Origin of the sequence: Cupriavidus sp. GA3-3 (assembly GCF_000389805.1) — a bacterium.
Taxonomy (GTDB): domain Bacteria; phylum Pseudomonadota; class Gammaproteobacteria; order Burkholderiales; family Burkholderiaceae; genus Cupriavidus; species Cupriavidus necator_D.
In genome coordinates, this window is record NZ_KB944501.1 from 140,505 (window position 1) to 164,792 (window position 24,288).

Sequence of the window (24,288 nt, forward strand, 5' to 3'; positions counted from 1 at the left end):
GGCAAGCTGCCGGCCGTCCCTGAGGTGAGGCGTCAGGCCATGACGGCAACGCAGTGCGCGCCGTCATACCAGTCGCCCCGGCCTCAGATGGCCAGGCGCTTGCGGCCCTTGGCGCGGCGTGCGTTGATGACGGCACGGCCGCCGCGGGTCTTCATGCGGACACGGAAGCCGTGGGTACGCTTGCGGCGGGTAACGGAAGGTTGGTAGGTACGTTTCATGTTGCACTCTCTGGTTGATCTGGGCGCGCCTGACACCGGCCGGTGCCGGGGTGCCGTGGCCGCCGCGTATGGTTCGCATGGGGCTGCCGCTGGCAAGACACTGCAGCGGGATTGCCGACGATTCTGGTTCTGTCTTGCTGCCGGCCGTGTTTATGCATGTGCAGGTCGCTAACCTGTTAGCAAGGACGGCACGAACAGGCCAGACCCGGCGATGCGCATACGTGATCCCCTGCCGCATCGCAGAACCCGGCATTTAACCGATTTTCTGCGGCAATGTCAAGGCGCAAGACTGTGTGCACCGGCACAATTGCCACACCCGACTGTGGCCCGTGGTGCGCCATTGTCCACAAAGGCCAGTGGGTAACTGCAAGTGTCCCGAGGGCCACCTCTACCGCATCCATCCACAGGCGAAGTCCCTGTTTTGCCTGAGATTTCCCCCGTTTCCACACCCCGGAAAGCCGCATCGCACCAAGGGTTGTGCACACAAATCCACTGCATTTGCACAAGTTATCCACAGACTTATCCTTTGTGGATAACTCAGGGGCGGGGGTACAATCCGGGTCCAAACACAACACGGGCTGCGTGGCGCAGGCGCAACCCGGGCCCCCACCGCGGCAACGCATGACTGAACGCACGCCAGTGCGGCGAGCCTGAAGGCTCGCTTGCTGCTGCATTGGCATGCCGCGGAGGCCTCACCGAACGGAATTGATTCCTAATACGGTAAGGATGGCCCGGATCGCGCGGCGTAGATGCTGCTTGTGGCGTGCCGGGGGAACCGCTGATTTGCGGCCGGGTACGATTACCAAAAAACAAACAATGCAAGATTTCTGGCAGGCGGCAGCAGCGCAACTAGAGCGCGAGCTGACGCCGCAACAGTTCAAAACGTGGATCAAGCCGCTGGCGCCCGTTGCGTTCGATGAAGAAACGCACGCGCTGCGCATTGCCGCGCCCAACCGTTTCAAGCTGGACTGGGTCAAGAGCCAGTTTTCGGGGCGCATCACCGCACTGGCCTGCGAGTACTGGGAAGCGCAGGTCAGCGTCCAGTTCGTGCTGGATCCCGCCGCGTCGGGCCGTGCCGCTGCCTATATGCAGCCGGCCCAGCCCGGCATGGGCCCGGGCGGCATGGACGGCCACGCAGCACCGGGTACGAGCATGGGCGGCTATCCCGGCGCCCAGCCGATGGGCGGCCAGGCCATGGGCCAGCCGCCGTTCGCCATGCCCGGCCAGCAGCCCGGCTATGGCTATGGCGAGCCGGTCAGCGCGGCCGGCTACGGCATGGGGCAACCGCCCTATGGCAATCCGGGCAACCCGGGCAATCCGGCCGGCATGCCGTCCGCCGCACCGGTCCCGGCCGGTGCGCGCGGCCAGCCCCACCCTGGCCAGCACGGCCACCAGCCACACGGCGCCGACATGGGTGAGATCGACGTGGTCCAGATGGACCCCGCCGAAGCCAGCGCCCGCTCCTACCGCGCGCCGCCGCCGCAACCCCAGCAGCAGCCGCACCAGCAGATGGGCGGCGCCACGCCGATGCCCGGCCACCAGCCCAGCGACACGGTGCATGAGCGCTCGCGCCTGAACCCGATCCTGACCTTTGACAACTTCGTCACTGGTAAAGCCAACCAGCTGGCCCGCGCCGCGGCCATCCAGGTGGCCAACAACCCGGGCAAGTCGTACAACCCGCTGTATCTCTATGGCGGCGTGGGCCTCGGCAAGACTCACCTGATCCACGCCATCGGCAACTTCATGTTGCTGGAGAACCCGCGCGCGCGCATCCGCTACATCCACGCCGAGCAGTACGTGTCCGACGTGGTCAAGGCGTACCAGCGCAAGGCGTTCGACGAGTTCAAGCGCTACTACCACTCGCTGGACCTGCTGCTGATCGACGATATCCAGTTCTTCTCCGGCAAGAACCGCACGCAGGAAGAGTTCTTCTATGCCTTCGAGGCCCTGATTGCCAACCGGGCGCAGGTGATCATCACCAGCGATACCTACCCGAAAGAGATTTCCGGCATCGACGACCGCCTGATCTCGCGCTTCGACTCGGGCCTGACCGTGGCCATCGAGCCGCCCGAGCTGGAAATGCGCGTGGCCATCCTGATGAAGAAGGCCGCCGCGGAAAACGTCAACGTGCCCGAAGAGGTTGCCTTCTTTGTCGCCAAGCACCTGCGCTCAAACGTGCGCGAGCTGGAAGGCGCGCTGCGCAAGATCCTGGCGTTCAGCAACTTCCACGGCAAGGACATCACCATCGAGGTGACGCGCGAAGCGCTCAAGGACCTGCTGACTGTGCAGAACCGCCAGATCTCCGTGGAGAACATCCAGAAGACCTGCGCGGATTTCTACAACATCAAGGTCGCTGACATGTATTCGAAAAAGCGCCCTGCCAATATTGCACGGCCGCGCCAGATCGCGATGTACCTGGCCAAGGAGCTGACGCAGAAGAGCCTCCCCGAAATCGGCGAGCTCTTTGGCGGCCGCGACCACACCACCGTGCTGCATGCCGTGCGCAAGATCGCCGACGAACGCAGCAAGGACGCGCAGCTCAACCATGAACTGCACGTGCTGGAGCAAACGCTCAAGGGCTGATGCATGGCCGATGCCCGGGGACCCCCGGGAAGGCGTTTTGAAGGGTCGGCCCCTCGGGGCTGGCATACTGTAGGGTGCGCGCCACGGACATCCCGTGGCGCCTGGGGAATTAACGTCAGCGTCGCCGGGGCAAGTGTCCGGAAAATGGCCACTGATAAGGCTTTGCGGTGAGTCGGGACGGGATGGCAAGTACGGGCAGCGCCAGCGTGGCTTTTTGGGCACAGCTGGCCCCCCGGCCGGTCCCGCCCCGCTTCACCGCAGCGGCTTATCCTTGGTACAATGGCACATTAACTCCTTGATTCCTAAGTGAATTCGGAGTTGTTTGCGTTCTGCGGTCGCCGATTACAAACGACGAAGGATAAATTCAATGCAATTGGTCAAAACCTCGCGAGACAACCTGCTGCGTCCGCTGCAAATCGTGAGCGGCATCGTGGAGCGCCGCCACACCCTCCCGATCCTGGCCAATCTGCTGATTCGCAAGTCCGGGTCCAACGTTTCCTTCCTCTCGACCGACATCGAGATCCAGATCACCACGCACGCCGAATGCGGCGTTGGCAGCGACAGCGTTGCCACCACCGTGGCCGCGCGCAAGCTGCTGGACATCCTGCGCGCCATGCCTGACGGCGACGTGGCCCTGTCGCTCAACGACAAGCGCATGACCGTGCAATCCGGCAAGAGCCGCTTCGCACTGCAGACGCTGGCCGCCGAGGAATTCCCGACCGTTGCCGAAGCCAGCGAATTCAACGCCAGCGTCAGCCTGCCGCAGAAGACCTTCAAGCACCTGCTGGCAATGGTCCACTTCGCCATGGCGCAGCAGGACATCCGCTACTACCTGAACGGCATGCTGCTGGTGGTGGAAGGCAAGAAGGTCATGGCAGTCGCCACCGACGGCCACCGCCTGGCGTACTGCGGCGTTGAGCTGGAAACCGAAGCCGTCGGCGTGGGCGCGCGCCAGGAAGTCATCATCCCGCGCAAGACCATCCTGGAACTGCAGCGCCTGCTGGAAGACAACGACGATCCGGTGCAGGTGCAACTGGCCGCCAACCAGGTCAAGTTCACGTTCGCCAATATCGAACTGATCTCCAAGCTGGTTGAAGGCAAGTTCCCTGACTTCCAGCGCGTGATTCCCAAGGGCTACAAGAACGCCTTCGCCATCGACCGTGTGCGGCTGCAGCAGGCGCTGCAACGCACCGCGATCCTGACGACCGACAAATTCAAGGGCGTGCGCTGCATCCTCGACACGCACATGCTCAAGATCAGCTCCACCAACGCCGACCAGGAAGAGGCGCAGGAAGAGCTGGAACTCGATTACTCGGGCGACGCGCTCGATATCGGCTTCAACGTGACCTACCTGCTTGACGTGCTTGCCAACCTGAAGAGCGAGCAGGTGCAGGTCAGCCTCGGCGACTCGAATTCGAGTGCGCTGATTACCGTGCCGGAAGACGACAACTTCAAGTACGTCGTCATGCCGATGCGCATCTGATGATCCGGTAACAGGACCAGACCAGACAAGAACCGGAGCAGCAAACGGCACGCAACGACACCCGGCCCAGGCCGGGAAGTCCTGGGGATGACCATCCCGCAGCGGGGGCAGGATCGAAACGACGATCCGCCCCTTTTGCCGTTTTTAGTAACCCGCCATGCGGACCTTTTCGCGCCCCGCCGCTATGCCGGCCCGGCCCGAAATCCGCCATTGCCGTGAGTAGAAAGACATGACCGAACAGCAGAACCCGCAGCAGGAAAACACCTACGGAGCCTCTTCGATCCAGATCCTGGAAGGCCTGGAGGCGGTACGCAAGCGTCCGGGCATGTATATCGGTGATACCTCCGACGGCACCGGCCTGCACCACCTTGTCTTCGAGGTGCTGGACAACTCCATCGACGAAGCGCTGGCCGGCTACTGCACCGAGATCCAGGTCACCATCCACAGCGACAACTCGATCTCCATCGTCGACAACGGCCGCGGCATCCCGCCCCTGGTCAAGTTCGACGACAAGCACGAACCCAAGCGCAGCGCGGCGGAAATCGCCATGACCGAGCTGCACGCCGGCGGCAAGTTCAACCAGAACAGCTACAAGGTGTCTGGCGGCCTGCACGGCGTGGGCGTGTCCTGCGTGAACGCCCTGTCCAAGTGGCTGCGCCTGACCGTGCGCCGCGACGGCCAGGTCCACCTGATCGAATTCGCCAAGGGCGACGTGCAGAACCGCATCGTCGAGACCGTGACCGGCCCCGACGGCCAGCCCGTTGAAGTCTCGCCGATGAAGATCATCGGCGCCACCGACAAGCGCGGCACTGAAGTCCACTTCCTGGCCGACGAAGAGATCTTCACCAACGTCGAGTTCCACTACGAGATCCTCTCTAAGCGCATCCGCGAACTCTCGTTCCTGAACAACGGCGTGCACATCAAACTGGTCGACCAGCGCACCGGCAAGGAAGAAGACTTTGCCTTCTCCGGCGGCGTGAAGGGTTTTGTCGAGTACATCAACCGCTCCAAGAGCGTGCTGCACCCCACCATCTTCTACGCCAATACCGAAAAAGACGGTATCGCCGTGGAAGTGGCCATGCAGTGGAACGATGGCTACAACGAGCAGGTGCTCTGCTTCACCAACAACATCCCGCAGCGGGATGGCGGCACCCACCTGACCGGCCTGCGCGCCGCGATGACCCGCGTCATCAACAAGTACATCGAAGAGAACGAAGTCGCCAAGAAAGCCAAGGTGGAAACCACCGGCGACGACATGCGCGAAGGCCTGTCCTGCGTGCTCTCCGTCAAGGTGCCCGAGCCCAAGTTCAGCTCGCAGACCAAGGACAAGCTGGTCTCGTCTGAAGTGCGCCTGCCCGTGGAAGAACTCGTCGGCAAGGCCCTGAACGACTTCCTGCTGGAAACCCCGGGCGACGCCAAGATCATCTGCGGCAAGATCGTAGACGCCGCCCGCGCCCGCGAAGCCGCCCGCAAGGCCCGCGAAATGACCCGCCGCAAGGGCCTGATGGACGGCATGGGCCTGCCCGGCAAGCTGGCCGACTGCCAGGAAAAAGACCCCGCCCTGTCAGAACTCTTCCTGGTGGAGGGCGACTCCGCAGGCGGCTCCGCCAAGCAAGGCCGCGACCGTAAGTTCCAGGCCATCCTGCCGCTGAAGGGCAAGATCCTGAACGTAGAGCGCGCCCGCTTTGACAAGATGCTGTCCAGCCAGGAAGTGCTGACGCTGATCACCGCACTGGGCACCGGCATCGGCAAGGACGACTACAACCTGGAAAAGCTGCGCTACCACCGCATCATCATCATGACCGATGCTGACGTGGACGGCTCGCACATCCGCACCCTGCTGCTGACGTTCTTCTACCGCCAGATGCCCGACATCATCGAGCGCGGCTATGTCTATATCGCGCAGCCGCCACTGTACAAGATCAAGCACGGCAAGGAAGAGCGGTATATCAAGGACGATGTCGAGCTCAATGCCTACCTGCTGAAGCTGGCGATGGAGAAGGCTGTGCTGGTGCGGCCGGATGGTAGTGAGATCAATGGGGATGCGCTGACTGAGTTGGCGCGGCAGTATCAGCTGACTGAGGGGGTGATTTCTCGGCTGTCACGGGTTGTTGATACCGATGCCCTGCGCGCGATTGCTGATGGGGTGGCGCTGGATCTGGATAGCGCGGCTGCTGCTGAGGCGTCTGCTGTGGCGTTGAAGGCCAAGTTGGCTGAGATGCACGCCAAGACGTTGATTGGGGCGGCTGTTAATGATGATGGCACCGCTGACGTCTACGCGCAGTTTGATGAGAAGACGGATAAGCATCGGTTGATGATTGCGCGTCGTCATCATGGCAATGTGCGACTGTCGCATCTGGATGCTGACTTTGTTCATGGTGCGGATTACGCTGCCCTGTCCAACGCGGCCAAGACGTTCCAGGGCCTGACCCCGGAAGGCACTAAGGTGCAGCGTGGTGAAGGCGAAAAGCTGCGCGATCAGACTGTCAACGACTTCCACGGGGCTATGCAGTGGCTGCTGGCTGAGGCTGAGCGTGGCGTTTCGCGTCAGCGCTATAAGGGTCTTGGTGAGATGAACCCTGAGCAGCTGTTTGAGACGACGCTCGACGTTACGCAGCGGCGACTGCTGAAGGTGCAGATTGAGGATGCTATTGCGGCGGATCAGATCTTTACCACCCTTATGGGGGATGAGGTGGAGCCGCGGCGGAACTTTATTGAGTCCAACGCCCTTGTTGCGCGGAATATTGATGTTTAAATAGACTAAATTCCGCTTGGAATTCAATGAGGCCGACCATGGGAATGGTTGGCCTTTCTTTTGCAAAAAACCGATTTCGGTAGCGACATGAACAATCTTGAGGCGAAAATACGAGATTATTTGGCTGACAATCTGTCGATTTTGGATTCGGGGTTGCAGCTCATAAAAAAGGAATTTCCTCTCAAGAATGAGTTCGGAGCTGGTGGGTTCATCGACATTTTGGCTCGAGATGAGCATGGTCATCTGGTTGTAATTGAGATAAAGCGCAGTGATCAAGCTGCGCGCTCGGCCTTGCACGAACTTACAAAATATGTGGCTCTGCTTAAAAGCACCCAAGGCATCTCTGCGGACCGGATACGCGCCTTGCTGGTATCAACCGACTGGAGGGAGCTTGCTGTTCCATTTAGTGAATATCAAAGAGTATGTGAAGTTCCAACAGAAGGGCGGGTGATTGAAACAACTGGCGATGGAATCGTGCGTTCATCGCGAACATTTTCGGTGATTGCTCTTGAAACACCGTTGAATATTAGTCGCTGTCAAGACATTATACTTTTCGCAAATAAGATGGCGAGAGATCAATCTTTGCCTCTTGTCATAAGTGCCGCCGCCGCAGCTGGGTTAAATGATTTCTCGGTATTTAATGTCTCCTATGAGGGGCAAAAATCGCAAGTAATATATCCTTTCGGGCTATACTTGATTTTTTCGTCTCCGTTGGTATCTCCTCACGAAGTGCCGGATGCATTTAAAGAGATGGGGTGGGATGATGAGCTCGATGATCCTGACGAGAACTTCCTCTGCTTCTTCCGGAGCAAATTGGGCCCACTCGGTGAAGAGAGCGGAGTCGGATATCCTGAGAAGCTTCAGAAGATTATTCAGGACGGTTGGAAGGTGGCTGCTGTTCATCGCAATGGCAGATATGCGGAAAACTCCCTACTCCTAAGTGATGATCAGCTGCTCGCAGAGGCCACAAAGGCTGAGGGTGGAGCTGCATACTATCTCGATCGAACTGTTTCCCCAAAATATGCGCCTAGCTGGGGAGCATTTGGCAGGGATGTCGACGTGGTGCTTGTTGGAAATCGCCAGTGGCGAGAGATTTTTCAATTGTTGTTGCGCGAAGCTGAGGTCGCTGCTATCAGTACAGTTTCGGCAAGTATTTATAATCCTGCTAATATCCTTCTTTCACTTGTGGCTATGTTTCGCAAAAGCGAAGTTGGCTATCTTCCAAGGTTTCAATTGGTTTTCACTGATGAAGGCCAAGTAAAGATTTATATCGGCATTCTCGGCTGGAATGGCAAGAAGGCACCGGCGGACGGAGCTCGGTGGATTGAAGGGGCGTTCGGTTCGTTGGAAGACTTCATGTTCTTCCAACATTTTGGATGCCTTCATGACTATGACGACAAAGCCCGTGAGCTATTAGGAATTACCAGTCAAGTTTTTGAGATATGTGATCCCGGTACGCCAAGGCAGACAATCTCTGAACTTGTCGTTGAAGAGGGGGAACTTGTAAAGAAGGCCGTCGAAAACAATCAGTTCATGTCTATCGTCCAGTTCCCTAAGGGCAACCCTTCCTTCGGGAGGACATTAGTTGAAAGAATTGACTCTGTTTCAGTGGGTTTTGGCGAATAAATAGAATTATCTATAGCGTTTATAGCCAGGCGATAGGCTCGGTCTCTACGAGCCAGTCAACAAAATTTAGCACTTCCTGTCACCTATGCAGAGCGCCGCTGGCATTCCGCGTATTGCCAGCTTGTCTCTCATGAAAGCCTCAGTCATGAACCCAATCGAACAACAATTCTTCAACGACCTAGAAAAGAAGCTTTGGACCGCTGCTGACAAGCTGCGCTCCAACCTTGATGCCGCTGTCTACAAGCACGTGGTTCTCGGGCTGATCTTCTTAAAGTATGTCTCTGATGCCTTCGATGAGCGGCAAAAAGAGTTGAGTGCCCAGTTCCGCGATCCGGATCATGATTATTACATGGCACCGGGAGATTACGCCGGCGACTACGAAGGCCACATCGCCACCGAACTTGAGCGGCGCGACTACTACTTGGAGAAAAACGTGTTCTGGGTGCCGCAGGAAGCCCGATGGCAAACCCTGCGCGATTCTGCCCAACTACCTCCAGGCTCGGACTTGCCGTGGCAAGTCCAGCAGCGCAACAAACACACGGGTGAACTGGAATGGGTGCCCGAGAAGATGCGTTCTGTCGGGTGGCTCATTGACAACGCGATGGAGGCCATCGAACGCGAAAACGAAAAGAAGCTAAAAAACGTGCTGAACAGGGACTTTGCCCGCACGCAGATCGACTCGCAGAAGCTGGCCGACCTGATTGCACACTTTTCAGACACTGAATTTCACGCCAAGTATTACAAGGGCCAGCCGCTTAACCTCAAGAGCAAAGACATCCTCGGCCACGTTTACGAATACTTCCTCGGCCAGTTCGCTCTTGCTGAAGGCAAGAAGGGGGGACAGTACTACACGCCCAAGAGCATCGTCACGCTGATCGTGGAAATGCTGCAGCCCTTTAAGGGCCGGGTATATGATCCGGCCATGGGCTCCGGCGGCTTCTTCGTGCAGAGCGAAGAGTTCATCGAACAGCATGGCGGCAAAGCCGCCAACGGCAGGAGTGGTCAGATCAGCGTTTACGGTCAGGAAAGCAACCCGACCACCTGGCGTCTGGCGGCCATGAATATGGCCATTCGCGGCATCGACTTCAACTTTGGCGGGCAACCGGCCGACACGATGCTCAACGACCTACACCCGGATCTGCGTGCCGACTATGTGATGGCGAACCCGCCCTTCAACATGAAGGAGTGGTGGAACGATAAGCTCGTTAGCGACCCGCGCTGGATTGTCGGCACACCGCCACAAGGTAACGCCAACTTCGCGTGGCTGCAGCACATGCTCTACCACTTGGCTCCTACTGGCAGCATGGCGCTGCTCTTGGCAAATGGCTCGATGAGCAGCAACACCAACAATGAAGACGAGATCCGCAAGGCGCTGATCGAGCGCGATTATGTGGAATGCATGGTGGCGCTCCCCGGCCAACTGTTTACCAACACGCAGATCCCAGCCTGCATCTGGTTCCTTACCAAAGATAAGGTCAACGGCTTCAACCTGGACAAGAGGAAGCGCGACCGTCGCGGTGAGTTCCTTTTCATCGACGCCCGCCAACTGGGTTATATGAAGGACCGCGTATTGCGTGACTTCACAGTTGAAGACATCCAGAAGATCGCTAACACCTTCCACGCCTGGCAGCACGGTGAGGGTTACGAGAACGTGCCCGGCTTCAGTTATTCGGCCGAGCTGGACATTGTCCGCAAGCACGAACACGTACTGACGCCGGGCCGGTATGTGGGCTCAGCCGAACAGGACGAAGATGAAGAGCCTTTCGCCGACAAGATGGCGCGGTTGACAGCACAACTGGCTGAGCAGTTTGCCGAAAGCGCCAAATTGGAGGGAGATATCAAGAAGAACTTGGCGGGGTTTGGCTATGCCCTTGAAGACTGAGCCTCTTGCCTCCTTGTGCGAGGCTGTGGTCGATTGCCCACACTCAACACCCGTTTGGACAGAATCGGGATTTCTTGTTCTTCGAAATCAGAACATCAAAGACGGCAAGCTCGACCTATCTGATCCCAGCTTTACTGACGAAGAGCATTTCAAGCAGCGCATTCGGCGCATGGCTCCGCGCGCCGGGGACATCGTGATTACCCGCGAGGCGCCTATGGGCGAAGTCTGCAAGATTCCGGAGGGTTTGACATGCTGTCTAGGTCAGCGGCAAGTGTTGCTGCGACCAAAGCCCGACGTTGATCCTGACTACTTGCTCTATGCCCTCCAGTCCCCCTTCGTACAGAACCAGATTCGATGGAACGAGGGCACTGGCTCAACGGTTAGCAATATTCGTATCCCCGTGCTTGAGAAGATCGACATTCCTAGGCACGGCGATGCGGAGCCAGATATTGCGGCCGTACTCGGATCGCTAGATGCCAAGATCGACCTCAACCGCCGCATCAATCAAACGCTTGAAGCGATGGCGCAAGCCATATTCAAATCGTGGTTTGTCGATTTCGAGCCTGTCAAAGCCAAGGTCGCTGCTAAGGAAGGAGGCCGCGACCAGCTGCGCGTCGCCATGAGTGCTATCAGCGGCAAGCCCGATGCTACGCTAGACGCGTTGTCACGCAGACAGTTCGATCAACTCGCCGCCACGGCTATGCTGTTTCCCGATGAGATGGACGAGTCGGAGTTGGGGAAAGTCCCGAAAGGGTGGAAGGTTAAGAAAATCGACGATCTGGTTGAAACAGTCGGCGGTGCAACACCGGACACGAAGAATCCCAACTATTGGGAACCCCCGGAGTTTGCGTGGACAACGCCAAAAGACCTCTCCGGCCTTCGCTCCCCGATTCTTCTAAAAACGGAGCGGAAGCTCTCAAAAAAGGGGCTCGAGAAGATAAGTTCCGGCCTACTTCCTGAGGGCACGCTAATCATGTCGTCCCGCGCTCCGATCGGCTATCTTGCATTGACGCAAATGCCGGTCGCGATCAATCAGGGGTATATCGCTATGCTGCCAGGGGGAGAGATACCACCTCTGTATCTCCTATTCTGGTGCAAAGAGAGCATGGACGCCATCAAGGGGAATGCCAATGGATCAACATTTCTCGAAATCAGTAAAAAAGCATTTCGACCTTTGCCTCTTTTGCAGCCAATGCCTGAATTGGTTCTTGAGTTTTCACGACGCGTCAAACCACTTATTTCTCGGATGGTGGTCAGCGAGAGGGAATCAGCTGAGTTGACCGCCCTTCGCGATGCTTTGCTCCCCAAACTTCTTTCCAGCGAACTATCTCTCACCGACGGGATGACGGGAGTTGAAGCATGAGCGAGGAAGTATTGGCAGGTGAAACCTTTGCGCCGCAATCCAGTGATTACTTCGAAAGGATTCCTCGCTGGAGCGCTGGGGACTCGGTCAAGCGCTTCGAGATCATGGCTGATGGGATTAGTGGACGCATCCCGGTTACTAGGCTGGAATCGTGGCGCGAGTTCACTGATTTGTTGGAAAGCGATTTCTATAATCGCCTCGGAGTGCAGCTAGTGTTTCGTGGGCATCGCCGACACGATTGGAGCCTGATGCCAACACTCGGCCGGATTTCGAGCACTAAGGGCATTGTGTCTGAGGAGCTAGCTCTTGCTCAACTTGAACGGTTCCGGCGCGCGGTTCGAGGACGTCTCAAGGATACATCACTCGTTGATGTAGAGGAGGCGGATGAGCTGTGGGCCGTTGGCCAGCACTATGGTCTAATGACTCCGCTGCTAGACTGGACTTACTCGCCCTACGTAGCATTGTTCTTTGCATTTCAAAAGGAAGATAGTGAAGACGAAGCTGAAAACCCGTATCGTGCCTTATATGTGCTCAACAAGACGTATATCACAGAGCATCAAGACGAGACTGGTATTCGCCTGTGGGAGCCCCGCAAGGATGAGCACGGAAGACTGGTGAGCCAAGCTGGTCTTTTTACATTTTCGCCATACGGCAACACTATCGAGAATAAGCTTACAGATGCACTGACCAATGAAGACGGTTTCGATGACGAAGACCTGAAGAATGCTTCGGAAGATGAGCAGCCGGACATATTGGCGCGCTACATCTGCAAGATCTACATTCGCAACACTGGGCCTGATCGAGAGGCTTGTCTGCGCCATTTGCGGCGTATGAATGTTCACCATGCCAGCCTGTTTCCTGACCTCCTCGGAGCCTCCGAATACTGCAACATACTAACCGCTGAAGCGGAATTAGAGGCAGAGCTACAGCGATTGGCGAAGCCGACAACAGATACTGTGACAGTATTACCCATCGAGCCTGTGACCGGAGTGGTCGGCGCTCCGTCCGCGGCAGTGGGTACGTCAAATATCATCGAGGCTATCCTTCGTGCTAATGCTGAAGCCGCTCAAGTAGAACCGGGTCGTATCGCTTTGATTGCGCAGGAACTGGCCCAATCGCTGGAAAGGAATCAGGTGGTGGACTGGGAAAGCCGGGACGCGGCGCAGGCACGCCTGCGCAATGCTGCACGAGTGATTCTGCGCAAGCTTGGTTACCCTGCCTCGCTTCGGGACGAGGTGGCTGAGCGGGTGGTAGAGATGGCGAAGCCCACACGTGGCGGAGGTGAGGTCACTGAAGCCGCCTAAACCCTGGCTCTCATTTGCTGGGGCTGCAGGCATGCGCGGACTGTTGGTAGATTACCGTTCCGCTACACTCGTCAACTAGGGGGGCGTGGCATACCACTGCCGTGCCCTATGGCCGCAGCAGTGAAGCGCAAATTTGGACCAACGTGTACACGGGGGGGCGGCGGCGTCGGCCACAATTGCTTGCAATGGGTTCCTCGATCCGACCCAGGGCGGGGATGCGCTGGGTACAAGGGATTTCGTCACTATGAACGAACAACAACTCGAAGAACTGTCCCTAGGCTGGTTTCAGGAGGTCGGCTGGCAGCACCTGGCAGGTCCGCACATTGCGCCGGATAGCTCATCACCTGAGCGTACCGACTACCGCCAGGTCATTCTGCGCGAGCGGCTCCTGGCAGCGATGGCGCGCATCAACCCCCAAATTCCGCCGGCTGCACTGGAGCAGGCTGCTCACACACTGCTCACTGTGAGCGAGCCGCAGATGGTGGTGCGTAACCGTAGCGTGCACCGTCTGCTGCTGGCTGGCGTGCAGGTGGAGTTCAGTGCCGGCGAGCAGAAGAAGACCGACTTGGTCCACCTCATTGACTTTGCCGACCCCAGCAAAAACGACTTCCTGGTGGTGAACCAGTTGACAATCACTGGCACGAAGCAACCACGCCGGCCAGACATCGTTGCTTTCATTAACGGCCTGCCCCTGGCGGTGATCGAGCTGAAAAATCCCGCCAACGAACAGACGGACGTGTGGGATGCCTTCAATCAGCTGCAAACCTACAAAGACGAGATCGCAGACCTCTTTAACTGCAATGCCGCTTTGGTAGTGAGCGATGGTTGGACGGCGCGCGTGGGCTCGTTGACGGCGAACGCTGAGCGCATGCTCCCATGGCGTACCATCGCCAACGAAGACGACCGCCCGCGCTTGCAGATGGAGCTGGAAACAGTGGTGCGCGGCTTCTTCATGCCCAAGCTGTTCCTGGACTATGTGCGTTACTTTGTGTTGTTTGAGCAGGATGGCGACGGCATCATTAAGAAGATTGCCGGCTACCACCAGTTCCACGCTGTTCGTGAGGCGGTGCATGCCACGGTGATCGCAGCCAGTTCGCCGGAAAAAGGGCTGCTGGAAGTGCAGCAACCGCGCGCTACGTATGGCAAAGATGTGCAGCTCGGTTCCCGCAAGGCGGGCGTGGTGTGGCACACGCAAGGTTCTGGCAAGAGCATCACCATGGCCTGCTACGCCGGCAAGCTGCTGCAACGGCCTGAAATGAAGAACCCCACTCTGGTTGTGGTGACAGACCGCAACGATTTGGACGGTCAACTGTTCGCCACCTTTTGTGCCGCCAGCGACTTACTCAAGACGATGCCGGTGCAGGCCGGCAGCCGCGACGAGCTGCGCGACATGCTGGCCTCTCGCCAGGCCGGGGGGATCATTTTCACCACGGTGCAGAAGTTCGCGTTGCTGGAGGATGAAGACGGACACCCGCTGCTGTCGGACCGCTCGAATATCGTCGTGATTTCGGACGAAGCCCACCGCAGCCAGTACGGCATGAACGGGCGGCTGGATACCAAGACCGGCAAGTACGTGTTTGGCTATGCTAAGCATTTGCGCGATGCGCTTAGGAACGCCACCTTCATTGGATTCACCGGTACGCCGATTGCGCTGGAGGACAAGGACACCCGCACGGTGTTCGGCGATTACGTCAGCATCTACGACATCCAGGATGCAGTGGATGATGGCGCCACGGTACCCATCTTCTACGAGAGCCGGCTGGCCAAGCTCGACGTCAACCAGGCCGAGATCGATGCCCTCAACGAGCAAGTGGATGAGGTGGTCGAAGATGAAGAGGACATCGCGGCGCGGGAAAAAACCAAGAGCGAATGGGCCGCTCTGGAAAAACTGGTGGGGGCTGAACCGCGTCTGCAACAGGTGGCCCGCGACCTAGTCCAACACTTCGAGGCGCGTATCGGGGTCGTTGATGGTAAGGCAATGATCGTGTGCATGAGCCGCGACATCTGCGCGCATCTCTACAACGCCATCGTGGCGCTCCGGCCCGAGTGGCACAGCGAAGACCCCGAGAAGGGTGTGATCAAGATCGTGATGACGGGTTCTGCGGCAGACAAAACTCTGCTTCAACCGCATCTATACAGCAAGCAGGTGAAGAAGCGGCTGGAGGCGCGCTTCAAGGACGTGAAGGACCCGTTGAAATTGGTGATCGTGCGGGACATGTGGCTGACCGGTTTCGACGCCCCGTGCTGCCACACTATGTACATCGACAAGCCCATGAAGGGCCACAACCTGATGCAGGCCATTGCCCGCGTCAATCGGGTGTTTAAAAATAAGCCTGGTGGCCTGGTGGTTGATTACATCGGCATTGCCAATGAACTGAAGGCTGCGCTCAAGACCTACACCGACGCCAAGGGCAAGGGCGACCCGACCCACAATGCCGCAGAGGCACTGGCAGTGCTGATGGAGAAAATGGATATTGTGCGCGGCATGATGCACAGGTTTGACTACAGCTCTTTCGAGACGGATGCAATCAAACTGCTGGTTCCGGCCGCGAATCACATTCTGGGTTTGAAGGACGGCAAAGAGCGCTTCCTCGACACCATGGTGGCGGTAAGCAAAGCCTTCTCGCTCTGTGGCACGCTGGACGAAGCAGCGGTGCTGCGCAAAGAGATTGCATTCTTCTCCGCCATCAAGGCGGCGATTGCCAAGTTCACCACCGTAGATAAGAAGCGCAGCGACGCGGAGAAGAACAGCGCGCTTAAGCAGATTCTCGACAATGCCATCATTGCCGACGGTGTGGCAGACATTTTTGCGTTGGCTGGGTTGGACATGCCCAATATCGGCCTACTGTCGGACGAATTCTTGGACGATGTGCGGCAGATGGAAAGCCGCAACCTTGCAGTAGAACTGCTGGAAAAGTTGCTACGTGACGAAATCAAGGCCCGTGCTCGCAACAACGTGGTGCAAGAGAAGAAGTACGGTGACCGTTTGCTTGAGACGCTGCGTAACTATCACAACCGCGCCATCGAGACAGCGCAGGTCATCGAGGAATTGATCCAAATGGCCAAGGAGTTCCAGACCACGTTGGAACGTGAAGCGGCATTGGGATTGGGGCGCGACGAGATCGCCTTCTATGACGCGTTGGCTAATAACGAAAGCGCTGTTCGCGAGCTTGGCGACGAAATTCTGAAGAAGATCGCTGTTGAGATCACCGAGAAGCTGCGCGCCAGCACTACCGTGGATTGGCAGGTGCGCGAGAGCGTGCGGGCGAAGTTGCGCATTCTGGTGCGGCGTTGTCTGCAGAAGTGGAAATACCCGCCCGACCAGCAGCCGGACGCCGTGGAGCTCGTGCTCAAGCAGGCGGAAGAGCTGTCCAACAGTTGGTCCGTATGAGATCGCACCGCGTCTAAGAGGCCATCCATTAGGGGAGAGGAATGGCGATTTGGCTCACCCGGCCGGTTCGCACGGCGAATACGAACAGAAGTTCATCCAGGAAAACAGGGTCTATGTGACCTGGGCTGACCTCGATGTGGATCTATCCAAGCTGAAGCAACGAAGCGAGCTGTCAGCGGTCATGACGCAACTCTATCCGGACACCAAACCGAAGGCGATCCTGAACTGGGTTAGCCAGGTTTGGCCATTCGCCCACGATATGAAATTGGGCGATCTTGTCGTCTTGCCTCTTAAGAGCCAGCCGGTGATCTACATCGGCGAGATTACGGGCGACTATCAAGCCGCACCGGAAGGACCGAACCCGTTCTTTCACTGGCGGTCCGTCAAGTGGATCGGTGAAGGGGTGCCACGCACGCACTTTGGCAAAGATTTGCTGTTTTCCTTTGGGGCGTTTCTGACGATCTGCCGTATTCAGCGTAATAACGCGGAGCAGCGCATTGCGGCGATGCGGGCCAATGGCTGGAAAGCGGAAACGCTGACAGCAACGACGAAGGTTGCTGCCCAAGCGGACGACCTGGCCGCTGCTGACGCGGATCTAGAAGAGTTGGCACGTGATCAGATCGCCGCCTTAATTTCCGCTCGCTTCAAGGGACACGGACTGACGCGTCTTGTTGAAGGTATCTTGAAGGCGCAGGGCTATACAACCTACCGCAGCCCCGAGGGGGCAGACGGAGGCGCGGACATCCTTGCCGGATCGGGACCGTTGGGCTTTGCGGCGCCGCGCCTATGTGTGGAAGTGAAGTCAGAAGACTCGCTGATCGGCCGCGAACCTATGGACAAGCTGCTGGGCGCGATGACCAAATTCAACGCCGACCAGGGCCTCTTTGTGGCCTGGGGTGGCTTCAAGGGCAATGTGCAGAAGGAACTAGCTACCCAGTTTTTTCGCCTGCGCCTCTGGACCCAGAAGGAATTGCTCGAACAGCTGTTTGAGTTTTACGAGCGACTGGAAGAAGATCTTAAGGCAGAATTGCCGTTCAAGCGGGTGTGGATGGTTGCTGCACAGGATGACGCGCTCTGATGCTCACCCTGCATGACAGGTGGCGAACAAGTGTGAACTTCATCACTGAACGGCGTTTACTGGCTCTGTACGTGTGCGCATCGTAGCCGGAGCGGCTCACCTGCAATACCCGTCCGAGGAAATTAGACCACCACACTGCCGAACGTAGGAAAGAACGAGCATTTTGACCGCAACCGTTGACGCCTCACCCACTGGACCAGAGGTCGGGCGTTGGCCATAGCCTGATGCTAATATTGCGGTGAATCTACTAGTTGCCCAAATGGCTCCCGCGCCTATTTGCTCTCGGGCGGGTGGCCCTCTCGATAAGATGGTGCATCCGATATGAGATTGTTCAGAGGCACCCGCCGTCCGCTCGGCACCTGATGTCGGTCCAACTGGCATATCAGGAGCAGAAAGTTCGTCAACAATGCGAGAGCCCGATATCGGCACGGCGTGCCTTTGGGCCGGACGTTGCACGAACTCTCCATACTCGCCTTGCTGACCTGCGCGCAGCCGATTCGGTGTCCGACGTTTTCAGCTTGCGGCTCGCCAAGCCGAGCACCAGCCATCTCAACCGGATTCTCGTTGACCTGGGAAGCGGATACGTTCTGCATGCACAGGTCAGTAATCGACCGGAGCCCCTTCTTCCGTCTGGCGAGCTAGACTGGGAGCAGGTATCACGCCTAAAGGTACTGTTTATCGAGCGCGCCAATGAGAACTGAATCCGTCGTTTCTTCGGCATGGGCGGTTCCCCCGGGACAAACTATTCGCGACCTGATGGTTGCGAGTCATTTGTCGACAGACGAGTTGGCTCAAAGTATTGACCTCTCACCAGATGGACTCGATTGCCTTCTTGAGGGTACCTTGCCCCTGACCGAGCCGGTCGCGGAGCGACTTGCCTCAGTCTTTGGCGCAACTGCATCATTTTGGCTCTGCCGAGAAGCTCAGTACAGGGCCAAGCTGCAAGTAGATAATGTCGCCCCCGACCACACGGACGAACACCATCTTCAGTGGATGAAGGGGCTGCCCGTCAAAGACATGATGCGGTTTGGATGGCTAGAAGAATCCGCCTCCCCAGGAGAGCAACTGCAGAAATGCCTTGAATTCTTCGGAGTTCCTAGCCTTGAGGCATGGAACGTGAGCTACGGAGAAGTGAATGAAGGGGTCGCTTTTCGCACTTCCGAAACCTATCCCGCAAGCGCGTTGGCAACTGCTGCGTGGCTGCGACAAGGCGAGCTTCTAAGCAGCAAGCAGCTCCACAGTTCAGAATGGAACCCCCAACTGTTCAGGAAGGCTCTGTCGGAGGCCCGCACGCTGACGCTGATACCAGACCCGAGCGAATTCGTTCCGAAGCTGCAAACGTTATGTGCGGCTGCGGGAGTTTCCGTCGTAGTTGTCAGAGCGCCGACCGGATGTCGCGCAAGCGGGGCAACTTACTTCATGGAGCCAAGCAAGGCCGTCTTGATGTTGTCCGGCAGATACCTGACCGACGACCACTTCTGGTTCTCATTCTTCCATGAAGCAGGCCATCTACTACTCCACTGGGACGCGGGGTCACCCATACTCGAGACCGCTGAAGACCGACACTCTGAGCGCGAAGCTGAAGCAAACCAATTCGCCGCCGACATGCTGCTGCCGAACGAATACCAGGATAGGTTGCCGGAGGTCAGGAGCAATTTGCGAGGCATCATACGACTCGCTCGCGACGCGGGCGTCTCCCGTGGAATCGTTGTTGGACAGTTGCAGCACCGGGGCCTGGTGAAACAAGGGCACTTCAATGATTTGAAGGCCCGCTACAAGTGGCATTGAGGTTCTCTAGCCGCGGAAAGCGATGAACTTCCCCGGGCTCTTCTGCCAGTTGCAAAGAGCGTCCTCAATAATCTGCATACCGACCTCGAGCGCCCCGCCGAGTTCGATTGCAAGTCCGTCAAGGTTCCGGGCGGGGATGTTGTAGGTTGGGTCGCCGCCGAACAATAACCTAACCCCCCGGGCGGGTCCCGTGGCCTTTGCCATGTACGCCGACGGCGCTTCGATGCGCGCCAAACCGGTCTTTCCAAGCATCGTCAGATAGTCGAAGGCACCAGTACGGCCGAAGCGAAAGACGTCTGCGTACATGCTGCCGAACAGATGGTCGAAGAGCCGTTTCGGGTCATCGCCAACCTCAGCCGTGACCCTACCCAGCATTGCCGCATGGGAGCAATCAGGCCCAACCCAGCTCAAATAGCTCTCGAATACTTGCTCGGTCTGGTTAATGCTTTCGTACTTTCTGTGATTGCCGAACTTGAGCTTTGCACGGACCCTCTCCATCTGCGGAAGCCTGTCGTGGAACCAAAGCGAGAAGTCCGAGGGCTTTTGAGAATACTTCTCCCACGTCCAGGTAAACTGGTCCTCGAACGCTCCATAGATAGCTCGCAAGAGGCCATACCCATACTTTAGGTCCTTGCCAAAGTGCACAAACAAGAAGACCAGCCAGAAGCCTTCGTCCTCATTCCCAGCGCGCATATGGGCGATGGCGGCTCTCAACGGGTCGAAAAGCTCGTCCTTGGGGTCAAGGCGTCTAGGAGATATTGGGCGCTCAGCGATGCGCGATACGTATCGAATGCGGTGTTCGCTTTCGATGAGCTGTGCGACCAGAGCCGCGATGTTCTCGGGCGTCGCGATACCTGGCAGCGGCTTGCCATTAAATCTGAAGTCCGTTAGCGCTTGCTCGAATTTGCCAGCGAGCTCTTTTTCTTTCATGACCAGTTCCGTCCGAATCGTCGTTTGTCGTGAGGGGCAACAGGCTCAGCGAGTGGGGCCGCTTTTTTCCCGCTTCCGCGCGCCTGCTCCTTGTCCAGCGCAGCCAAGTCAAAGAGCGTCGGCTCCTGTTCTGTGGCACGCGCTAATCGGCGCTCGCGCTTGTCGATGTAGTTGTCGTAGACGGAAGAATTCATTTCCTTCTTTATGGCTTTGAGGTGCTCCTGACTACTCCGCCCTGGTTGGTTCGAATACTTGAATACTTGGAGTAGCCGCACAACGTCGGCCCAGTAAGGCTCAAGCTCGGCCTTGGGCAATCGCTTGCCAAGACGAATGGCTGCCTCAGCAGCCAAGAGCTTCTCAATCGATAACCAAGGGTCGCCGACGGGCATCGGCGGCATCGAGATGCGCTCCTGAAATCCTTCGTCGATGTATGTTTGGGCTTGGTCGGTGTTCACCGAGTAGAGATGCAAACTTCCGACAGCGTGCTTATACCACCCTACTTCCACCTTTAAGGAGCGAGCGATAATTTCCTGCAGCATTGTGAAGGCAAAGATATCGTGTGGAAGCCCCATGTATGCGTCGTTTGAGCGCATCATTGCAAGCATGTGCAGCCGGTGCTTGCGTACGGTGAACTGCAAGGTACATGTGCAAGGAAGGTCCTCGCGACGGTTTCTTAGGTTTTCAGCTAGGTCTTCCGCACGGAACAACTGAATGACCGCCCGCCTGGAGTCGGGATGTCCTTGCAGCAACTGAATGACGTTTTGGACTTGGTTGATTCCACTCGGCCCGAACAAGCGTGGGCCGTAAGCACCAAAAATCGTCTCACCGTCGTCTGAGGACTTGTCGTAGCGAGATATGTAGTAGCGGATGAACTCGAGTCTGTCACTGCCGGAGAGATACCAAAGCAGTTCGCCAAGGCAACTGAATATCGTACCTTTTTGCTCTGTTCGACTGAGCCGCGAGCGAGGGTCTCTTAACTGAAGAAGAACCCCATTGAGCTCCGTTGCGGCACCCTTCGTAGGGTTAGTTTCTACGGACCCATTCTTGCGAAGTAGGCGACGAAAGACTTTGACCAGCAAATCATCCAGCGTTTCTGCACTGATATACATTTGACCCGTCCCGCTCCCGCTTCTAACGACTCCCGTGCTCGTTCTTGGCTCGCCACCGGTGCTTCTAGTCGAACAGTCGCATCTGCTGCTCGACTTGGCCAGCTAGCTCTTGCTTGAGCTGACGCCCCACATGCACCAACGTGCGCCGGTCAACAACGTGTGCACCACGGCTGAGGGCGACCGTACGGGTTTCGACCGTAACATCGTAGTGAGGCAGGGACGCTTGAGCCTGGAACCAGGCCCGTCGAAGCCCGAGCACGCGCGCGAACGAATGAAGTTCCTCCAGCGTGTCTGCGACCAAATGACACCAGTGACGGCCGCGCCAAGGAATTTTTGCGTTGTCTACGTAGACCGCCACTTTTGAAGACTCTCGCGAAAAGGTAGTTTTTTGTATTTGACACGCACGATATCACAGCAGCACACGCCGATTGCGTAGCTATTTCAGGGAGGGATGCCCTACGGAAGTAGGGCCTCAGATACTCATTCAGGGCGCGAAAGCTCCATAGGCATCCAACGCTCAAAATCTTGCTGGACTTGCTCCTCATACTGCCGCCTTCCGGAGCCCTGAAAAATGATGGAAACATGCGCCGCACGCCGCACGCCGCACGCCGCACGCCGCACGCCGCCGTGCCTGGTCGCTGTTAGGCTTCGGGTTCCTTGGCAGCGATTGCCGAAATCAGCTCAAGATTCTTCTCATCTCCACCAACGCCGTGATGGATATGACGATGGCAGGCAGGACATATGGCCGCAACATAGCGCGGGTGATCAAGTCCTCCATCTGACACGCGTGTAGTGTGATGTGGTTCAAGATAAGCAGAGCCGTCTTTCCGCTTGAACGGTGCAGGCTGCTGACATGACTCGCAAATGCCTTCAGCCCGCAGTAGTACATAGTCCTTTACTCGCTTGCTGCGCCGATAGAGCTTTCGTAGTGCCCCCTTGCCCATGTCGCTGCCAGAATCGTAAATGGCCTCAATGGCGCGCTTGCGAGCCTCTTCTAAGTTGGTAGGCGCCGGATCATCCGTCGCGTCGTCGTCGGACAGCGCAGTACTCTCCTCGTCCAATAGCGCTATCGGAACAAGCTGGAATACGATAATGTCTCTCTGGGTCCCTTCCCTGTCGGGGCCACGGCGAATTGTATGACCGCCGTAAGCATGCTCGCCTAGATATTCCTGTCCCCTTCCCTTCCCCTGCGATTTGAAGAGGTGTAGCGCCTGTCCGTAGGCGGCGTGCTCTCGGATGGCAAGGTTGCCGCGTTTGAACTCCATATCGCCGACTTGCCCTTCCCCTGTGTACGAGAACATGCCGAGCTCATCGCGGCCGTCAAAGTACCCATATTGCTCGCCGCTTTCGCCGGTGAAGATGAAGATGGCTGGTACTTTGCTGGACGGTGCTATGCCGCTTTGACGGCTGCCGCCAAAACGATCGTGAATTTCCGTTTGCCGATGGTAGACGCGTCCTAGTGCGAACTTTGGAGGTTCGAATCCCGCGAACGGGGGGCTCCCGTTTGGGAGCCGGACAATGCTGAAGCCCAGATTTTGAAGGTAAGCGTTTGTTTGCTCGCCGCCGCTAAAGCGTGAAACGGGCACGCCTGTCGCCATCGATAGAATTTGCTTAGGCGGATACAGCATTCCTTGATTAGAGATCGCATAAAGCTGCGACTTCTTGGTTTCCCAATCTTCCCATTTCTGGGTGCCACGCAGCACCCGATCGAACTCGTCCAACGCCGACCTGATGGTCGCCTGCGTGACATGTGGAACGCGCAATTTTTCCCCCGCGACTGCGATGTCTAGCGATGACTGCAATCAGAAATTTCTGATATTTTTGGTCATTATCTAGCGCGCGACGCCTGCAAGCAATGGCTTGGAGGGTTCTCGAATTAGAGGAGTCGGAGGCATGTCTGCTGGGCGACTGAACGGACCAGGGGTTCTTCAGTGCTTGCCTGGCAGTGGAGTTCATGGACGATCTCTATGCCGCAGATTAGGAAAATGCTGGTGTGGACACCGTTCCGCTTACCCGGTACGGGAGACGCCGGCGCGTCGTGACATCAAATCCAGCCCTATCCCGTTCTCCACGTAAGGAATCCGGCAGTTGGGTTCGTTCTGGCACAGCATGTGCAGGCACGTACTTGGGCTTTGCCAATTGCGGACGGAAGGGAGCTTTGAGAATTGCCGTATTGGTCCGGAACCTCTGTCGGCGGAGACTGGTCGCGTCACCAACACAATGGTCGACCAGGTTTGACAGCCTGAATCCATGCAAGCCGGACGAGCCACGAGGCGGTATCCTCTCGTCTATCGCCTATGCACACCCTTACGGGCGGGCAGTGGCGGGGGAGCCTCCGGGCTCGCCGGCCCTTGCATCCGGTCTGTCAACCCTGCTTCGTGCTCGCCCACCCGATTGACAGCGGACGGCGGGCCTCTATCACCGATGCAAGGAGGTTCGTTATGCAACCCACCACCCCAGCTCCCCAAGAGCCCACCCTAGCCCAAAAACAAGCCCAACTAGCCGAAAACCTGGCCAAAATCGACCGCGCCCAGGCCCGCCGCCAGGCCAAAGCCGCCCCACCCCCGCCCAGCAAAGCCGTCACCCTCGAGGACCACATCCTCGAAGCCACTGACGACATCCTGCGCGTCAGCGCCGGCCTTCAGTCCTTCCTGACCTTGCTGGAGCTGCAGAGCGACACCATCCCCCAAAGCATCGGCCTCCACGCCCTGCTTTTGCCGCTCAAGCAACAGCTGGTCGGCACCGCCGACCGCCTGCAGGCACTGGTCTGACGAGGGA

At 57.6% G+C, this 24,288-nt stretch carries 16 protein-coding genes; 11 read left to right on the forward strand and 5 right to left on the reverse strand.

What is annotated here, in order from left to right; genetic code table 11:
* Positions 1-83: 83 nt before the first annotated feature.
* On the reverse strand, positions 84-218 hold the full coding sequence (gene rpmH / locus C265_RS24770; RefSeq protein WP_008650850.1) for a 50S ribosomal protein L34: 135 nt from the start codon (positions 216-218) through the stop codon (positions 84-86).
* An 816-nt stretch (positions 219-1,034) separates the two neighbouring features.
* Here rpmH and dnaA point away from each other — a divergent pair.
* The 10 genes from dnaA (at position 1,035) to C265_RS24825 (ending at position 19,471) form a co-directional block, all read left to right on the forward strand.
* On the forward strand, positions 1,035-2,801 hold the full coding sequence (gene dnaA / locus C265_RS24775; protein ID WP_010811374.1) for a chromosomal replication initiator protein DnaA: 1,767 nt from the start codon (positions 1,035-1,037) through the stop codon (positions 2,799-2,801).
* A 367-nt stretch (positions 2,802-3,168) separates the two neighbouring features.
* Positions 3,169-4,284 carry a DNA polymerase III subunit beta gene (dnaN, locus tag C265_RS24780; protein ID WP_010811375.1) on the forward strand — a complete coding sequence of 372 codons (1,116 nt, stop codon included), beginning with the start codon at positions 3,169-3,171 and terminating at the stop codon, positions 4,282-4,284.
* A gap of 229 nt (positions 4,285-4,513) precedes the next feature.
* A complete protein-coding gene (gene gyrB / locus C265_RS24785; RefSeq protein ID WP_010811376.1) occupies positions 4,514-7,039 on the forward strand; it encodes a DNA topoisomerase (ATP-hydrolyzing) subunit B in 2,526 nt (841 codons plus the stop codon).
* 87 nt (positions 7,040-7,126) lie between these two features.
* A complete protein-coding gene (locus tag C265_RS31835; protein ID WP_010811377.1) occupies positions 7,127-8,665 on the forward strand; it encodes an endonuclease NucS domain-containing protein in 1,539 nt (512 codons plus the stop codon).
* 145 nt (positions 8,666-8,810) lie between these two features.
* Entirely contained in the window at positions 8,811-10,547 is a 1,737-nt protein-coding gene (locus C265_RS24795; protein WP_010811378.1) for a class I SAM-dependent DNA methyltransferase, read from the forward strand.
* The gene (locus C265_RS24800; protein ID WP_052181677.1) at positions 10,531-11,910 is read left to right on the forward strand and encodes a restriction endonuclease subunit S; all 1,380 of its coding nucleotides are present in this window, start codon (positions 10,531-10,533) and stop codon (positions 11,908-11,910) included. The genes C265_RS24795 and C265_RS24800 overlap by 17 nt, the downstream gene beginning before the upstream one ends.
* Positions 11,907-13,214 carry an FRG domain-containing protein gene (locus tag C265_RS31840; protein ID WP_081645157.1) on the forward strand — a complete coding sequence of 436 codons (1,308 nt, stop codon included), beginning with the start codon at positions 11,907-11,909 and terminating at the stop codon, positions 13,212-13,214. The genes C265_RS24800 and C265_RS31840 overlap by 4 nt, the downstream gene beginning before the upstream one ends.
* Positions 13,215-13,458: 244 nt before the next feature.
* The gene (locus C265_RS24815) at positions 13,459-16,605 is read left to right on the forward strand and encodes a type I restriction endonuclease subunit R (RefSeq protein WP_010811382.1); all 3,147 of its coding nucleotides are present in this window, start codon (positions 13,459-13,461) and stop codon (positions 16,603-16,605) included.
* 49 nt (positions 16,606-16,654) lie between these two features.
* Entirely contained in the window at positions 16,655-17,683 is a 1,029-nt protein-coding gene (locus C265_RS24820) for a restriction endonuclease (RefSeq protein WP_010811383.1), read from the forward strand.
* A gap of 690 nt (positions 17,684-18,373) precedes the next feature.
* On the forward strand, positions 18,374-19,471 hold the full coding sequence (locus C265_RS24825; RefSeq protein WP_037025255.1) for an ImmA/IrrE family metallo-endopeptidase: 1,098 nt from the start codon (positions 18,374-18,376) through the stop codon (positions 19,469-19,471).
* A gap of 6 nt (positions 19,472-19,477) precedes the next feature.
* On the opposite strand, the gene C265_RS24830 is transcribed toward C265_RS24825, so the two are convergent.
* The 4 genes from C265_RS24830 to C265_RS32690 form a co-directional block, all read right to left on the reverse strand.
* Positions 19,478-20,401 (reverse strand): hypothetical protein, encoded by a 924-nt coding sequence (locus C265_RS24830; protein ID WP_010811385.1) that lies wholly within the window; start codon positions 20,399-20,401, stop codon positions 19,478-19,480.
* Entirely contained in the window at positions 20,398-21,510 is a 1,113-nt protein-coding gene (locus C265_RS24835) for a thymidylate synthase (RefSeq protein WP_081645158.1), read from the reverse strand. The genes C265_RS24830 and C265_RS24835 overlap by 4 nt, the downstream gene beginning before the upstream one ends.
* A gap of 64 nt (positions 21,511-21,574) precedes the next feature.
* Positions 21,575-21,868, reverse strand: a complete 294-nt coding sequence (locus C265_RS24840) for a DUF4031 domain-containing protein (RefSeq protein WP_037025257.1) — start codon at positions 21,866-21,868, stop codon at positions 21,575-21,577.
* Between the two features lie 283 nt (positions 21,869-22,151).
* A complete protein-coding gene (locus tag C265_RS32690; protein WP_246840250.1) occupies positions 22,152-23,231 on the reverse strand; it encodes an HNH endonuclease signature motif containing protein in 1,080 nt (359 codons plus the stop codon).
* Between the two features lie 720 nt (positions 23,232-23,951).
* Here C265_RS32690 and C265_RS24850 point away from each other — a divergent pair.
* Positions 23,952-24,281: a DUF1484 family protein gene (locus C265_RS24850; RefSeq protein WP_010811389.1), complete on the forward strand. Its 330-nt coding sequence runs from the start codon at positions 23,952-23,954 to the stop codon at positions 24,279-24,281.
* Positions 24,282-24,288: the final 7 nt, after the last annotated feature.

Excerpts from the sequence above, each read along its gene's own strand:
- C265_RS24800 (WP_052181677.1), top strand. The coding sequence starts at position 10,531 with ATGCCCTTGAAGACTGAGCCTCTTGCCTCCTTGTGCGAGGCTGTGGTC.
- gyrB (WP_010811376.1), top strand. The coding sequence starts at position 4,514 with ATGACCGAACAGCAGAACCCGCAGCAGGAAAACACCTACGGAGCCTCT.
- rpmH (WP_008650850.1), bottom strand. The coding sequence starts at position 218 with ATGAAACGTACCTACCAACCTTCCGTTACCCGCCGCAAGCGTACCCAC.
- C265_RS24830 (WP_010811385.1), bottom strand. The coding sequence starts at position 20,401 with ATGAAAGAAAAAGAGCTCGCTGGCAAATTCGAGCAAGCGCTAACGGAC.
- C265_RS24835 (WP_081645158.1), bottom strand. The coding sequence starts at position 21,510 with ATGTATATCAGTGCAGAAACGCTGGATGATTTGCTGGTCAAAGTCTTT.
- C265_RS31840 (WP_081645157.1), top strand. The coding sequence starts at position 11,907 with ATGAGCGAGGAAGTATTGGCAGGTGAAACCTTTGCGCCGCAATCCAGT.
- C265_RS24815 (WP_010811382.1), top strand. The coding sequence starts at position 13,459 with ATGAACGAACAACAACTCGAAGAACTGTCCCTAGGCTGGTTTCAGGAG.
- C265_RS31835 (WP_010811377.1), top strand. The coding sequence starts at position 7,127 with ATGAACAATCTTGAGGCGAAAATACGAGATTATTTGGCTGACAATCTG.
- C265_RS24825 (WP_037025255.1), top strand. The coding sequence starts at position 18,374 with ATGAGAACTGAATCCGTCGTTTCTTCGGCATGGGCGGTTCCCCCGGGA.
- dnaN (WP_010811375.1), top strand. The coding sequence starts at position 3,169 with ATGCAATTGGTCAAAACCTCGCGAGACAACCTGCTGCGTCCGCTGCAA.
- C265_RS24850 (WP_010811389.1), top strand. The coding sequence starts at position 23,952 with ATGCAACCCACCACCCCAGCTCCCCAAGAGCCCACCCTAGCCCAAAAA.
- dnaA (WP_010811374.1), top strand. The coding sequence starts at position 1,035 with ATGCAAGATTTCTGGCAGGCGGCAGCAGCGCAACTAGAGCGCGAGCTG.
- C265_RS24795 (WP_010811378.1), top strand. The coding sequence starts at position 8,811 with ATGAACCCAATCGAACAACAATTCTTCAACGACCTAGAAAAGAAGCTT.